The sequence below is a fragment of the Pantoea sp. GM_Pan_4 genome (genome assembly GCF_026541005.1).
Lineage (GTDB): Bacteria > Pseudomonadota > Gammaproteobacteria > Enterobacterales > Enterobacteriaceae > Pantoea > Pantoea dispersa.
Map to the genome: position 1 here is coordinate 257,192 of NZ_JALNUZ010000004.1, position 13,888 is coordinate 271,079.

A 13,888-nucleotide genomic window follows, 5' to 3' on the forward strand; every position below is an offset into this window, starting at 1 on the left:
GCCACTGCCTGAAAAATGAGCCTTTCCCGTGAAGTTATCCCCGGTTGAACACGCGCAATTAAACTGGAACGATCAGGGTACACCTGTTTCCCGAGCGTTCGACGACGTCTATTTCTCCAACGACAACGGACTGGAGGAGACGCGCTATGTGTTCCTCGACGGTAACCATCTTCCGCAGCGATTTGCCGCACATCCGCGCGATCTGTTCATCGTTGCCGAGAGCGGTTTTGGCACCGGACTCAACTTTCTTACCCTGTGGCAGGCGTTTGATCGCTTCCGCGCCGCCCATCCGCAAGCCGGCTTGCGCCGCCTGCACTTCATCAGCTGCGAAAAATACCCGCTGACCCACGCCGATCTGGTGAGCGCGCACGCGCACTGGCCGGAACTGGCCCCGTGGGCCGGACAGCTACAGCAGAAGTGGCCGCTGGCCCTGCCCGGCTGTCAGCGCCTGCTGTTCAATGGCGGCGAGGTGACGCTGGATCTGTGGCTGGGTGATATTAACGCGCTGATTGATACTTTTGATGACAGCCTCAACGGCCAGGTTGACGCGTGGTTTTTAGATGGCTTCGCGCCGGCGAAAAACCCGGAGATGTGGACGCCTTCGCTGTTCGCCGCCATGGCGCGGCTGGTGCGTCCCGGCGGCACCTTCGCCACCTTTACCTCGGCGGGCTTTGTGCGGCGGGGCTTACAGCAGGCCGGCTTCAGCGTGACGAAACGCAAAGGCTTCGGCCACAAGCGTGAAATGCTGACCGGCGTGCTGGACAGCGCCCCCGGGCAGCTAGCGGCTCAGCCGTGGTATGCGCGTCCGCAGGCCACCAGCCGCGAGGTGGCGCTGATTGGCGGCGGCGTGGCCAGCGCGGTGCTGGCGCTGGCGCTGCTGCGGCGTGGCTGGCAGGTTACGCTGTACTGCGCCGATGCCGCCCCAGCGCTCGGCGCATCGGGTAACCGTCAGGGCGCGCTCTATCCGCTGCTTAACCAGCACGATCCGGCGCTCGCCACGTTTTTCCCGGCGGCATTCAGCTTTGCCCGCCGCCTGTACGATGCGCTGCCGGTGATGTTCGAACATCAGTGGAGCGGCGTGCTGCAGCTCGGCTGGGATGCCAAAAGCGCAGAGAAGATCGCGCAGATGCTAAGCATGGGTCTGCCGCACGCGCTGGCGCACGGCGTCAGCCCGCAGCAGGCTCAGCAGCTGGCCGGCGTCGATCTCGACTGCGGCGGCATTTTCTATCCACAGGGCGGCTGGCTGTCGCCGTCACAGCTCACCAGCAATCTGCTGGAGTATGCCCAGACTCAGGGGCTGCGCATGCACTGGCTGCATCGCGTGACGCAGCTGGTCCGCCAGCAGGCAGGCTGGACGCTGCAGTTCGCCCAACAGCCTGCGGTAAGCCATCAGCAGGTGGTGCTGGCCAACGGCCATGCGCTGCAGGCGATCGGGCAAAGCCGCGATTTGCCGGTGTATGCGGTGGCCGGTCAGGTCAGCCATGTGCCGACCAACGCGGCGCTGAACCCGCTGCGCACCGTGCTGTGTTACGACGGCTATCTCACCCCGGTCAGCCCGAACTTTGCCACGCACTGCATCGGTGCCAGCTACCATCGCGGTGAGACGGTAACCGCTTTCCGCGCCGACGATCAGCAGGAGAATCGCCAGCGGCTGATTAACTGTCTGCCGCAGGTCAGCTGGCCGACGCAGGTTGACGTCAGCGCTGATGAAGCGCGCAGCGGCGTGCGCTGCGCCACGCGCGATCACCTGCCGATGAGCGGCAGCGTGCCGGATTACGCGGCGACGCTCAGTGAGTATGCGGATCTAGCGGCGCAGCGCGCGCGCGGCGAGCAGATTGCGGAAGCGCCGGTGCATCCCGGCCTGTTCGTGCTTGGCGCACTGGGGTCGCGCGGACTGTGCAGCGCGCCGCTGGCAGCAGAAGTGCTGGCGGCGCAAATGAGCGGCGAGCCACAGCCGCTGGACAGCAGCACGCTGGCGGCGCTGCATCCCAACCGTTACTGGGTGCGCAAATTGCTGAAAGGGAAAAAGGCAGGACGCTAAAGCGCGGGGCGAGCGATCGCCCCGGCCAGTCAGGCAGTGAGGCGCGCCTGGGTAAACAGGTTATCCCACATGCCCACCACCAGCGCCTGGTCGCGCGGCGACAGTTCACCGGCGGCGATGGCGTTTTGCAGGCTGTTGGTAACCTGAATCTGCAACGCTTCCGGCGTGTGTTCGCCGCTCTGCTCAATTTCCGCTACTGCCAGCGTCAGATGGCCACGCAGATAACCGCTGGCAAACAGTTCGTCGTCGCTGGCGTGTTCGACCATATCGTCAATCAGCGCCAGAATGCGGGACTCGAATTCTACGATCATCTTCTCATCATCCTTCATTTATCGGAGTGCGGCTCACAGATCTTCCGGCCACGGAAACTGTGCCGCCGTCAGTGCAGGCGTACCATAATAGCTGGCTAACGCATCAATAAAGCGCGCCGGACGCGCCGGAATGCCGTGCTGCAGATAATGCATTACCTGCGCATGCACCTTGCGCTGAAACGCGATGCGATCCGGTTCACAATCGCCGTCGAGATTGTCACAGCTGACGTTGAAGGGAAAGCCAGCTGCCACACAGAACAGCCACTCCAGCGCCTGCGGCTTAATCTCCACCGCTTCAAACTGGCCCTGCGTTTGCGCATCGCGCCCGTCCGGGCAGTACCAGTAACCAAAATCTACCAGTTTGCGCCGCGCTTCACCGGCAATACACCAGTGCGAAATTTCGTGCAGCGCGCTGGCGTAAAAGCCATGGGCAAACACCACGCGGTGCCACGGTGAGGTGTCATCCGCTGGAAGATAAATAGGTTCATCATCGCCTTTAATTAGACGCGTCTGAAAATCGTCAGCAAAGCAGCCGTCAAAAATCTCCACCAGCTGCTGATAATGGTGCTCTTTACTCATAATATTTTAATCTTTAAACAAACCGCCGCCATTGTCGCACTGGCGGCCGGTTTTGACGAGTGCGGATTACAGTGCGGCAAACCAGGCGAGAATGACACTGCCGTGGCTGTCCCACAACAGCTTAGCGCTCATCACGGCAGACACCGTCACCACCATCGGGCGAATCAGCTTCTGACCACGGCTCAGCACCAGCCTGGCGCCGAGGCGTGCGCCAATAAACGCCCCCAGCAGCATAATCACGCCGGTGCCCCACACCACCTTGCCGCCGAACATAAAGAACAGCAGACTGGCGAAGTTAGAGGTGAAATTTAGGATTTTGGCGTGGGCGGTGGCTTTCGCCAGATTGAAGCCGCAAAGCGTGACGAAGGCCAGCGCATAGAACGAGCCGGCACCCGGGCCGAAGAAGCCATCGTAAAAGCCGACGCAGCCGCCGCCTACCAGCGCAAACGCCAGGCCGTGCAGGCGCTGCTCGCGATCGGCCTCGCCAAGACGTGGCATCAGCAGGAACCACAGCCCGATGCTGATCAGCAGCAGCGGCAGTATCTGGCGCAGTATCTCAGCCTGAATATGCTGAATCAGCAGCGTTCCGCCAATCGCGCCGAGAAAGGTCATGGCGATATTCAGCCGCTGCTCGCGCAGTTTCACCGCGCCGCGCCGCACAAAATAGAGGCTGGCCGAGAAGGAGCCGCCGACCGACTGCAGCTTGTTGGTCGCCAGCGCCTGCGCCGGCGAAAGACCGGCCGCCAGCAGCGACGGCACGGTCAGCAGACCGCCACCGCCGGCGATGGAATCAATAAAGGCCGCCAGCACCGCGACCAGAAACAGCACGCCAAGCACTGCCGGGCTGACAACAAACAGATCCATCTCAGGTTCCTACAGTAGATGCTTATCAAGTAACGCCTGGCAGGAAGGCGGCAACGGCGGCGGCGACTTCTTCACCGGCGGCGTAGTGCCCGGCTTCTTCGGCAGGAACCAGCTCTCCAGCTCTGCGCCGCAGCCATCGCCCGGCGGCGGCGGCGCCTGATCTTCACACTCCAGACTGCCCGGCGGACAGCGCAGGCGCACGTGCATGTGTGCCCGGTGGGCGAACCACGGTCGCACTTTGTTGAGCCACGCACGATCGCTACCGGCATCGGCACAAAGCTGCTTTTTAATCGCCGGATTGACGAAGATGCGCGTGACGTCGTCATCTTTCGCCGCCAGCTTGATCAGGCTGTCGATCTGCGGCTGCCAGTGCCGCGCAATCACCTGGCGGTCGTCCGGCCCAACCAGATCGAGCGGCTGCGGCTTCAGCAGCTGCTGTGCCGTCCAGCGGCTCTGCGGCAGCTGCAGCCAGATATCCACGTCGAGACCGGTCTGATGGCTGGCGTGGCCGCTGCTAAAACGTCCACCGGCGGCCATGCCCATATCACCAATCAGCACCTGGCCCAGCTGCAGCTGATGCGCCTGGGTGCTGAGGCGCTGGATAAAGGCGATCAGGTCCGGATGGCCGTAATAACGACGCTGATCCTGACGCATCACCTGATAGTTGGGCGAGTTGAGCGGCAGCTGCTGCGCCCCGACGATACAGCCGTTGGCGAAGCTGCCGATGGACTGCGGGCTGCCGGCAATCGGTTGATGGATTTGCTGCCACGGGGTGGCAGCCAGGCTGGCCGCACTGCACAGCAGCGCGGCAAGGGAGAGAAGCAGGCGGCGCATCATGCGGCTTACCAGCGCGGGACGCTGCTGTTAACGTCAGCGTTCTGCCCACGCTGGCGCAGCAGGTGATCCATCAGCACAATCGCCATCATCGCTTCCGCGATCGGTACCGCGCGGATGCCGACACAGGGATCGTGACGGCCTTTGGTGATCATCTCCACTTCCGCGCCGTCGCGGGTGATGGTGTTGCCCGGCACGGTGATGCTGGAAGTGGGTTTCATCGCCAGGTTGGCGCTGATGGTCTGGCCGCTGCTGATCCCGCCGAGAATGCCGCCGGCATGGTTGCTTTGAAACCCGTTGCTGCGGATTTCATCACGGTGCTGACTGCCGCGCTGGTTGATCACCGCGAAACCATCACCGATCTCCACGCCTTTCACCGCGTTGATGCTCATCAGCGCGTGCGCCAGGTCGGCGTCGAGGCGATCGAACACCGGCTCACCGAGGCCCGGCGGCACGTTTTCGGCCATCACCGTGACTTTGGCACCGATGGAGTCGCCCTCTTTTTTCAGCGCGCGCATCAGTTCGTCCAGCGCATCGAGTTTGTCGGCATCGGGGCAGAAAAACGGGTTATCTTCCACGATACTCCAGTCTTTCAGTTCGCAGGCGATGTCGCCAATCTGCGCCAGATAGCCGCGCACCACGATGCCGTGCTTCATCTGCAGATACTTTTTAGCAATGGCACCGGCTGCCACGCGCATGGCGGTTTCGCGGGCCGAGGAGCGGCCGCCGCCGCGATAGTCGCGCAGACCATATTTCTGTTCGTAGGTGTAATCCGCATGGCCAGGACGGAACAGATCTTTAATCGCGCTGTAATCCTGCGAACGCTGGTCGGTGTTTTCAATCAGCAGACCGATGGAGGTGCCGGTAGTGACGCCTTCAAACACGCCGGACAAAATCTTCACCTGATCCGGCTCGCGGCGCTGGGTGGTATAGCGCGAAGTGCCGGGACGACGGCGGTCGAGATCGTGCTGAATATCGGCTTCGGTCAGCGGGATGCCGGGTGGCACACCATCAACAATGCAGCCAAGCGCAATACCGTGCGACTCGCCAAAGGTGGTAACGCGAAAAAGTTGTCCGATGCTGTTTCCGGCCATGGGGGTTCCTTGTTGCGATGTTGCGGGCGAGCGCTCGCCCCGATTTTTAGTCTTTATAGAATGAGAAGTGCGACTGCGCCGCGACGATTTGGTCGCGCGTCAGCATGAACACGCCGTCACCGCCGTTATCAAACTCCAGCCAGGTAAAAGGCACGTCCGGATACTGCTCCATCATGTGCACCATGCTGTTACCGACTTCGCAAATCAGCACGCCCTGCTCGCTGAGGTAGTCCGGCGCGCAGGCCAGGATGCGGCGCACCAGCTTCAGGCCGTCACTGCCCGCGGCCAGACCGAGCTCCGGCTCGTGGCGATATTCGTTCGGCAGGTCGTCCATGTCTTCGGCATCGACGTACGGCGGGTTGGTGACGATCAGGTCATATTTAACCTGCGGCAGATTGCGGAACAGGTCGGCGCGAATCGGCGTGACGTGATGCAGCAGGCCGTGCTCTTCAATATTCTGTTCAGCCACGGCCAGCGCGTCGGTGGAGATATCCACGGCATCCACTTCCGCTTCCGGGAAGGCGTACGCACAGGCGATGGCGATACAGCCGCTGCCGGTGCACATGTCGAGAATATGGCGCGGCGCGCCGTCGATCAGGCCGGCAAAGCGGTTTTCGATCAGCTCGCCAATCGGTGAACGCGGCACCAGCACGCGCTCATCGACATAGAATTCATGGCCGCAGAACCAGGCTTTGTTGGTGAGGTAGGCCACCGGAATGCGCTCGTTAACGCGACGGATTACGCGTTCCACGATGCGGTGACGTTCGCTGGCGGTCAGGCGCGCGTGGCGCATGTCTTCCGGAATATCCAGCGGCAGCCACAGCGTCGGCAGCACCAGTTGGACCGCTTCGTCCCAGGGATTGTCCGTGCCGTGGCCGTACCAGATGCCCGCCGCCGAAAAGCGGCTTACTGCCCAGCGCAGCATATCCTGAATGGTGTGCAGTTCGTTCACTGCCTCATCGACGAAAATCTTGTCCACGTAGCCCTCCGCAGGCCATAAAATCAATCGGCCGATAGTGTGCCATGAAGCCGGGCAGAATTCAGCGCAGCGAGGTGAAAAAGCTGACATTTGTTGACGCTTAGCGGTAAGGTAACGGCCAGACACCCGCCATTTCTGATGATTCACTGAGACATGAGTAAAAAGACGCCGCTAAGCCAGGACGACCAGGCGCTGTTCCGCCAGCTAATGAGCGGTACGCGCCAGCTGAAACAGGATACGATCGTGCACAAACCGGCAGTGAAAAGCCGTGAAGTGCCGCTGAAGCGGCTGCTGTCTGAGCAGGCCGATAACAGCCATTATTTCTCCGACGAGTTTCAGCCCCTGCTCTCAAGCGACGGGCCGACGCGCTACGTGCGCGCCGACGTCAGCCATTACGAGCTGAAAAAATTACGGCGTGGCGATTACACGCCAGAGATTTTTCTCGATCTGCACGGGTTAACCCAGCTCCAGGCGAAACAGGAACTCGGCGCGCTGATTGCCGCCTGCCGTCGCGAGCATATTTTCTGTGCCAGCGTGATGACCGGCCACGGCAAGCACATTCTCAAGCAGCAAACCCCGCTGTGGCTGGCACAGCATCCGCACGTGATGGCGTTTCACCAGGCACCCAAACTGTTTGGCGGCGACGCCGCGCTGCTGGTGTTGATTGAAGTCGAAGAATGGCAGCCGCCGGAATTACCCTGACAGGCCAGGTATTTATTCAGCGGCGGTTCAGGAATATTACTCACATCATTCCCCGAAATAATTCAGGTTGCAGCAAGGCGGCAAGGAAATGAATCCCCAGGAGCTTACATTAGTAAGTGACTGGGGTGAATTGACGCAGCCAACGCCGCTGCGGCCTGAAATATGACGGGGAATCCCCAGGAGCTTACATCAGTAAGTGACTGGGGTGAATTGACGCAGCCAACGCAGCTGCAGCCTGAAGTATGACGGGGAATTACATGGCTTTGGCTAATTTGGCAGGACTCACCTGCCACGCCAGCTTGCCTTCACAGGCGTCGGCATCGAACTCCACGCAGGCAATGGCGGAGGTGGCGAACATCGGTGGCGCTTCCTGCGGGCAGAGTTCGGAAACCAGATAACCGACCAGCGGCAGATGCGAAATCACCAGCACCGCGTGCGCCCCCTGCACCGCCAGCGCCTGTAAATGACAGGCGACCATGCCCGGATCGCCGCCTGGCATCAGTTCTGGCAGCACTTCCTGCCCTTCCGGCAGTTTCAGCGCTTCACGTACCGTGGCGAGCGTTTGCCCGGCGCGCAGATAAGGGCTGACCAGCACCTTATCGATTCCCGGCGTCTGACCATTCAGCCAGCTCGCCATCTGACGTGATTCGTCGCAGCCACACAGGGTGAGAGGACGAACCGCATCACTCGCTGCTTCCAGAGCTGCGTCGCCGTGACGCATGATAAAAACTTGCATAAAGCACCGCTGTTGTTTGTCGATATCGCCGGGTACCACAGCACCAGACGCGTCATTCTGCGAATGAACGCTGTGTTTTACCCCAATGGCTTGAGTATAGTCAACCGGTTGTTTATTAAATAAGCATATCTCAGAATGGTGCCGCGCCAGGCACTGCGCGGCCCCGATTCTAACCCGCTGAATCCGTGCGGCTATTCATGAATGTGCAGAAGTGTAAAAATTCGTTTTCCCTTCTGACATTGCCACTAACGCGTCACAGGGTGTAAAACGCTCGCCATATTGCTGCATTAATGTACGTAATGTATTGACGATCTCGCCCGCACCGCGCTGGTCAATATAGCGGAACGGCCCGCCGAGAAACGGCGGAAACCCGATGCCAAACACTGCCGCGATGTCGCCGTCGCGGGCACTGCGGATCACCGCTTCGTCGAGACAACGTACCGCCTCGTTAAGCATCAGCATCACACAGCGCGTGGCGATCTGCTGCTCGCTCTGTTTCGCCTGAGGTTTTAACTGCAGCAGGCGGTACAGACTGGCATCGGCCTGACGTTTGCGCGGCCAGCGCGTGTGCTGATAATCATAAAAACCTTTCTGGTTTTTGCGCCCTTTGCGATCGTCGGCCAGGATAGCGCTCACCACCTGCGGCGCGCTGAAGCGTGAACCGTAGGCCTGTTCGAGAATCGGGCTGATTTTGCTGCCGACATCAATACCGACTTCATCCAGCAGCTGCAGCGGGCCGACCGGGAAACCAAATTTCACCAGTGCGCTATCAATATGTTCAATGGGCTCGCCCTCCAGCAGACAGCGCATGGCTTCATTTATATAGGGCGCGAGAATGCGGTTAACATAAAAGCCGGGACGGTCAGCGACCACCACGGCGGTTTTGCCCTGACGACGCGCCAGATCCACCGTGGTGGCCAGCGTCTGTGCTGAAGTGCCGCTATGCGGAATCACCTCGACCAGCGGCATCTTGTCTACCGGACTGAAGAAGTGCAGGCCGATAACATTCTCCGGGCGCTGCGCGCCGGCGGCGATCTGCGCAATCGGCAGCGAGGAGGTGTTAGACGCAAAGATAGTGTGCGGCTGACAGTGTTCTTCAATCTCGGCCACCATTTGCTGCTTCAGCGCCAGATCCTCAAACACCGCTTCGATCACCAGATCCCGCTGACGGAAACCCTGATAATCGGTGCCGCCGCTGATGCGCGCCATCTGCTGCTGGCGTTCCGCCGGCTTGAGCTGGCGCCGTTTGACCTTTTTGCTCAGTAAATCCCAGCTGTACTGCAACGCGTGGTTAATACCGTTCAGGTTGATATCGCGGATACGCACCGGCAGACCGGCCTTCAGCGCGGTGACGCTGGCAATCCCACCGCCCATCAGCCCGCCGCCCAGCACGCCAATCTGCTGCAGCGGGCGCGGCGGCGCATCCGCCATCGGCTCTTTCTTCAGGGCGGTGGACGCAAAAAACAGGCTGCGCAGCGCGGCCGACTGCGCGGTCATCGCCAGCTCGCCAAACGCGCGCGCTTCCGCGGCGTGACCGGCGGCGCTGCCCTGCTCCAGCCCGATGCGTACCACCTGCAAAATGCGGTCGGTGGCCGGATAGTTACCGTGGGTTTTACCGTCGGTCTGGCGTTTGGCCAGCGTAAACAGCAGCGAACGCGCCAGCGGCCCCTGCAGCAGGCGATCGCGGCGCGACAGGCTGCGTGCGGCGTGCTTTCCTTTATGTACACGTGCCACGGCGGTTGCCAGCAGTATCGCCTGCGGCACCGCATCATCCACCAGGCCAAGCTTTAGCGCCTGCTTAGCGCGCAGCTGTTTGCCGCTGAGGATCAGCGGCAGCGCCTGCTGCACACCTATCAGACGCGGCAACCGCTGGGTGCCGCCGGAACCGGGCAACAGGCCGAGCTGCACCTCTGGCAGGCCGAGACGGGTTTTCTCATCCAGCGAGCAGATGCGCGCATCGCAGGCCAGCGCCAGCTCCAGCCCGCCGCCAAGACAGGCTCCATGAATGGCGGCGACCACCGGGAACGGCAGCGCGGCGATCTCCGCCATCACTTCCTGTCCCTGCCGCGCCAGCGCTTCAGCCTGCTGCGCCGTTTCACAACGGGCGATCATGCTGATGTCCGCACCGGCGACAAAGTTGTCGCGTTTGCCCGAAATCAGCACGATGCCCGCCAGCTGCGCATCGCTGCGCGCCTCCGCCAGCACCGCGCGGATTTGCGGCACAAACTCCGCTTTCAGGGTGTTCATCTTTTCGCCCGGCACATCAATGGTGATCACCGCAACGTGATCCGGACGCATCTGTAAATGGAATGCAGATTCGCTCATTATTCGGCCTCCAGAACCATCGCGCTGCCTAATCCGCCAGCGGCACAGGCGGTTACCAGCCCTAAGCCGCCGCCGCGCCGCCGCAGCTCATGCAGCGTTTGCGTGATCATGCGCGCGCCGGTGGCGGCGAACGGATGACCGTAGGCGATGGAACCGCCCAGCACGTTGAAACGCGTCTCATCGACTTCGCCCAGCGCGCGATCGCGCTTCAGCACTTCACGCGCAAAGCGTTCATCGTTAAACAGCCTGAGGTTGGCCAGCGTCTGCGCGGCAAAGGCTTCATGCATGTCGATCAGCGTCAGATCGCCGAGGGTAATGCCGGCGCGATCCAGCGCCAGCGGTGATGCATAAGCCGGTCCGAGCAACATGTCCTGCCAGACATCAATCGCAGCAAAAGCATAGCTGCGCAGGTAACCGAGCGGTGTAATGCCCAGCTCACGCGCACGCCCTTCGCGCATCAGAATCAGCGCAGCAGCGCCATCGGTCAGCGGCGTGCTGTTGGCCGCGGTGACCGAGCCGTGGCGACGGTCAAACGCCGGACGCAGCTTTGCATAATCCGCCGCACTGGCGTTAAAGCGAATGTTGTTGTCCTGCTCAATCGGTGCTTTCCACGGCGGCACAAACGCCGGCATCACTTCCTGTGCCAGCACGCCGGATTGCCAGGCCTGCGCTGCACGCTGGTGCGAGCGCAGCGCCAGCGCGTCCTGCTGCTCACGCGTAATACCGTGCGTTTTGGCCATCTGCTCGGCGGTGTCGCCCATGCGTAAACCGGTGGAGTATTCCGCCACTGCCGGCGGCACCGGCAAAAGATCGCGTGGGCGCAGGCGGCGTAAGATGTGTAATTTTTTGCTCAGGGTGCGGGCTTTGTTGAGGTCAACCAGCGCGCGCGCCAGCGTTTTGCTGACGCCAATCGGCAGCACCGAGGAGGAGTCGGCGCCACCGGCAATACCTGCATCAATGGTCCCGGCCATCAGGCTTTCCGCCACGTTGGCCACCGCCTGAAAGCTGGTGGCGCAGGCGCGGCTCACGCTGTAGGCATCGGTGTGCACGCTCAGTCCGCTGCTCAGCACGATTTCACGCGCGATGTTGGGGGCTTCCGGCATCTGCACCACCTGGCCGAACACCAGCTGATCGATCACCTCCACCGGCAATTCGCTGCGCGCCATTAATTCGCTGACCACCATGCGCCCCAGCTCCAGCGCCGGAATGCCATGAAAGTCGCTTGCCTGGCGGGCAAACGGGGTGCGTAATCCGTGGGTAATGGCGATACGTTCGCCCTGACGCGTCAGCAGCGGCTGCGCTTTGCTCATTGCACTCACCTGTAATTTACGACCTGAGCATCATTGCCCAACAGGTCTGACCTGATCATCAGTGTTAACCAGGTGTTGCTAAGTCGCCAATAACAGAAGAAAAAAAGTGCGAGGAGTAACACGAAAAAGAGGCAACGCTGCCGAAAAAGCGGGTCGGCAGCGGCGGGATTAGCGTAAGCCGAGCTGGAAAATCAGGGTTTCGGCCTGGCAGGCAAAGGTGAAATCGACGTCCAGGCGCACGCCGTCTGCTTCGTCGGTAAAGCGTGAGTGAATCTCGCACGGATCGGACTCGACCTGGCGCGCTTTGGCGCTCAGCTCGGCCAGCATTGCTTCAGCCGCCTGACGGTCAGCGAACACGCCTGACCAGCTGGCGCTGCAATCGGTATTGTCCATCACGGTGCCCACGTCAACGCAGCAGCAGGCTGCCGTTTCGTTCGCACTACAGTTTCTAATGGCATCAGTCATGTTTTTCTCCTGACGATAAATCAACACTATCGGATCATTTTCTGCTGCAAAGTGTACGCCGGATGCCACGTCGCGGCTATCTTCCGCCCGCTAAGTGACGAATATCACACTAAAATTTGATCCAAAACAAATTTGACTCGCTATGCTGGAGCAGAACCGCAAGGATTTTGTTAAGCAGATCTGATTTTATCGATCAAAGCAGAAATATTTTAAAAACAATATTGCAACAAATACACAGGTCGGACCTATACTCGTCGCACTGGTCTGATATGTGTCTGTATCGTCAGTCCCTACAATCCGCCGTCCTTTGTTACGCGACGTAACTACGTTTAATAATAATTTAGATGAGGTTGTGGTCATGAACCATAAGAACCTGTTTGCAAAGTCAGCTGTGGCAGCTGCAGTGGCGCTCGTCTCTTCTCACGTCTACGCCGCAGGCTTTCAACTTAACGAATTCTCAGCAATCGGCCTGGGCCGCGCCTATTCCGGTGAAGGCGCCATGGGTGATACCGCCGCCTCTGCCAGCCGTAACCCAGCCACCATGGCCCTGATGGACCGCCCTTCTTTCTCCATCGGTGCCGTCTATATCGACCCGGAAGTGGATATCAGCGGTAACAGCCCGACCGGCAACAGCCTCAACGCCAGCAATATTGCGCCAAACCAGTGGATCCCGAACATCCATTATGTGCATCCGATTAACGATCAGTGGTGGATTGGCGCCTCGGCCACCTCGAACTACGGTCTGGCCACCGAATTTAATAACGGTTACACCGCGGGCGGCTTTGGTGGCAAAACCGATCTGATGACCGGCAACTTCAACCTCAGCACCGCTTATCGGTTAAATGATAACTTCAGCTTCGGCGTCGGCTTTGACGCGGTGTACGCCAAAGCGAAAATTGAGCGCTACGCCGGTGAAGCCGGTGCCCGCGCCGGTCTGCCGGCCGATACCCAGGTCGCGCATCTGAAAGGTGACGAATGGGGCTACGGCTGGAACGCCGGTATCCTGTATGAAGTGGATAAAAACAACCGCTTCGGCTTCACCTATCGTTCCAAAGTGAAGATCGACTTCGACGGCGACTATAAGAGCAATATCCCGCGCGCCTTTAACGGCACGCCGCAGGCGATTGCGCTGGGTCTGCCGTATGGCACCAGCGGCGCCACCATTCCGGGTTCGCTGACGCTGAACCTGCCGGAAATGTGGGAAGTGTCCGGCTGGCATAAAGTGGCGCCACAGTGGGCGGTGCACTACAGCCTCGCTTATACCAGCTGGAGCCAGTTCCAGGAGCTGAAAGCCACCGGCAGCAACGGCCAGACGCTGTTCTATAAAGATGAAGGCTACCGTGATGCATATCGCATCGCGTTAGGTACCACTTACAACTACGACGATAACTGGACGTTCCGTACCGGTATCGCGTTTGATGACAGCCCGGTGCCGGCGGATAAACGCTCCATCTCGATTCCGGATCAGGATCGCCTGTGGCTGAGCGCCGGTGCGTCTTACGCCTTCACGCCGGATGCGTCGGTGGATGTCGGGGTTTCCTATATGCACGGTCAGCACGTGACGGTGAAAGAAGGTCCTTATACCTTTAATTCCGAAGGTAAGGCCTGGCTGTACGGCGCTAACTTCAACTACAAGTTCTGATAATCA

General features: G+C 60.3%; 13 protein-coding genes. 3 read left to right on the forward strand and 10 right to left on the reverse strand.

The features are described from left to right. Positions 1–28: 28 nt before the first annotated feature. Positions 29–2,041, forward strand: coding sequence for a bifunctional tRNA (5-methylaminomethyl-2-thiouridine)(34)-methyltransferase MnmD/FAD-dependent 5-carboxymethylaminomethyl-2-thiouridine(34) oxidoreductase MnmC (mnmC, locus tag OXR61_RS12315; protein ID WP_267412273.1), 2,013 nt, complete (start codon positions 29–31; stop codon positions 2,039–2,041). Between the two features lie 29 nt (positions 2,042–2,070). Here the strand turns inward: mnmC and OXR61_RS12320 are convergent, their stop codons facing one another. From OXR61_RS12320 to prmB, 6 genes are all read right to left on the reverse strand, one after another. Continuing rightward, positions 2,071–2,352 (reverse strand): YfcL family protein, encoded by a 282-nt coding sequence (locus OXR61_RS12320; RefSeq protein WP_010617478.1) that lies wholly within the window; start codon positions 2,350–2,352, stop codon positions 2,071–2,073. Between the two features lie 33 nt (positions 2,353–2,385). Further along, a complete protein-coding gene (locus OXR61_RS12325; protein WP_021509161.1) occupies positions 2,386–2,931 on the reverse strand; it encodes an elongation factor P hydroxylase in 546 nt (181 codons plus the stop codon). Positions 2,932–2,997: 66 nt separating this feature from the next. Next, positions 2,998–3,795 (reverse strand): sulfite exporter TauE/SafE family protein, encoded by a 798-nt coding sequence (locus OXR61_RS12330; RefSeq protein WP_058769883.1) that lies wholly within the window; start codon positions 3,793–3,795, stop codon positions 2,998–3,000. Between the two features lie 9 nt (positions 3,796–3,804). Further along, the gene (gene mepA, locus OXR61_RS12335; protein ID WP_267412305.1) at positions 3,805–4,629 is read right to left on the reverse strand and encodes a penicillin-insensitive murein endopeptidase; all 825 of its coding nucleotides are present in this window, start codon (positions 4,627–4,629) and stop codon (positions 3,805–3,807) included. 8 nt (positions 4,630–4,637) lie between these two features. Continuing rightward, complete coding sequence (gene aroC, locus OXR61_RS12340) at positions 4,638–5,723, reverse strand: chorismate synthase (protein WP_021509158.1); 1,086 nt, start codon at positions 5,721–5,723, stop codon at positions 4,638–4,640. A gap of 46 nt (positions 5,724–5,769) precedes the next feature. Continuing rightward, on the reverse strand, positions 5,770–6,702 hold the full coding sequence (prmB, locus tag OXR61_RS12345; protein ID WP_021509157.1) for a 50S ribosomal protein L3 N(5)-glutamine methyltransferase: 933 nt from the start codon (positions 6,700–6,702) through the stop codon (positions 5,770–5,772). A gap of 153 nt (positions 6,703–6,855) precedes the next feature. Here prmB and smrB point away from each other — a divergent pair, with 153 nt between their 5' ends. Continuing rightward, the gene (gene smrB / locus OXR61_RS12350) at positions 6,856–7,404 is read left to right on the forward strand and encodes an endonuclease SmrB (protein WP_021509156.1); all 549 of its coding nucleotides are present in this window, start codon (positions 6,856–6,858) and stop codon (positions 7,402–7,404) included. Positions 7,405–7,657: 253 nt separating this feature from the next. Here smrB and sixA read toward each other — a convergent pair whose 3' ends face one another. From sixA to OXR61_RS12370, 4 genes are all read right to left on the reverse strand, one after another. After that, positions 7,658–8,140, reverse strand: a complete 483-nt coding sequence (sixA, locus tag OXR61_RS12355) for a phosphohistidine phosphatase SixA (protein WP_267412278.1) — start codon at positions 8,138–8,140, stop codon at positions 7,658–7,660. Between the two features lie 195 nt (positions 8,141–8,335). Then, positions 8,336–10,465: a fatty acid oxidation complex subunit alpha FadJ gene (fadJ, locus tag OXR61_RS12360; RefSeq protein WP_021509154.1), complete on the reverse strand. Its 2,130-nt coding sequence runs from the start codon at positions 10,463–10,465 to the stop codon at positions 8,336–8,338. Then, entirely contained in the window at positions 10,465–11,775 is a 1,311-nt protein-coding gene (gene fadI, locus OXR61_RS12365) for an acetyl-CoA C-acyltransferase FadI (RefSeq protein WP_021509153.1), read from the reverse strand. The genes fadJ and fadI overlap by 1 nt, the downstream gene beginning before the upstream one ends. Positions 11,776–11,943: 168 nt before the next feature. Then, positions 11,944–12,240: a YfcZ/YiiS family protein gene (locus OXR61_RS12370; RefSeq protein WP_021509152.1), complete on the reverse strand. Its 297-nt coding sequence runs from the start codon at positions 12,238–12,240 to the stop codon at positions 11,944–11,946. A gap of 358 nt (positions 12,241–12,598) precedes the next feature. Here OXR61_RS12370 and fadL point away from each other — a divergent pair, with 358 nt between their 5' ends. Further along, a complete protein-coding gene (gene fadL, locus OXR61_RS12375) occupies positions 12,599–13,882 on the forward strand; it encodes a long-chain fatty acid transporter FadL (RefSeq protein ID WP_021509151.1) in 1,284 nt (427 codons plus the stop codon). The last annotated feature ends 6 nt before the right edge of the window (positions 13,883–13,888 follow it).

What these genes read in the sequence shown, in the direction of transcription:
- OXR61_RS12320 (WP_010617478.1), bottom strand. Translation starts at nt 2,352, where the DNA reads ATGATCGTAGAATTCGAGTCCCGCATTCTGGCGCTGATTGACGATATG.
- OXR61_RS12325 (WP_021509161.1), bottom strand. Translation starts at nt 2,931, where the DNA reads ATGAGTAAAGAGCACCATTATCAGCAGCTGGTGGAGATTTTTGACGGC.
- OXR61_RS12330 (WP_058769883.1), bottom strand. Translation starts at nt 3,795, where the DNA reads ATGGATCTGTTTGTTGTCAGCCCGGCAGTGCTTGGCGTGCTGTTTCTG.
- mepA (WP_267412305.1), bottom strand. Translation starts at nt 4,629, where the DNA reads ATGCGCCGCCTGCTTCTCTCCCTTGCCGCGCTGCTGTGCAGTGCGGCC.
- aroC (WP_021509158.1), bottom strand. Translation starts at nt 5,723, where the DNA reads ATGGCCGGAAACAGCATCGGACAACTTTTTCGCGTTACCACCTTTGGC.
- smrB (WP_021509156.1), top strand. Translation starts at nt 6,856, where the DNA reads ATGAGTAAAAAGACGCCGCTAAGCCAGGACGACCAGGCGCTGTTCCGC.
- sixA (WP_267412278.1), bottom strand. Translation starts at nt 8,140, where the DNA reads ATGCAAGTTTTTATCATGCGTCACGGCGACGCAGCTCTGGAAGCAGCG.
- fadJ (WP_021509154.1), bottom strand. Translation starts at nt 10,465, where the DNA reads ATGAGCGAATCTGCATTCCATTTACAGATGCGTCCGGATCACGTTGCG.
- fadI (WP_021509153.1), bottom strand. Translation starts at nt 11,775, where the DNA reads ATGAGCAAAGCGCAGCCGCTGCTGACGCGTCAGGGCGAACGTATCGCC.
- OXR61_RS12370 (WP_021509152.1), bottom strand. Translation starts at nt 12,240, where the DNA reads ATGACTGATGCCATTAGAAACTGTAGTGCGAACGAAACGGCAGCCTGC.
- fadL (WP_021509151.1), top strand. Translation starts at nt 12,599, where the DNA reads ATGAACCATAAGAACCTGTTTGCAAAGTCAGCTGTGGCAGCTGCAGTG.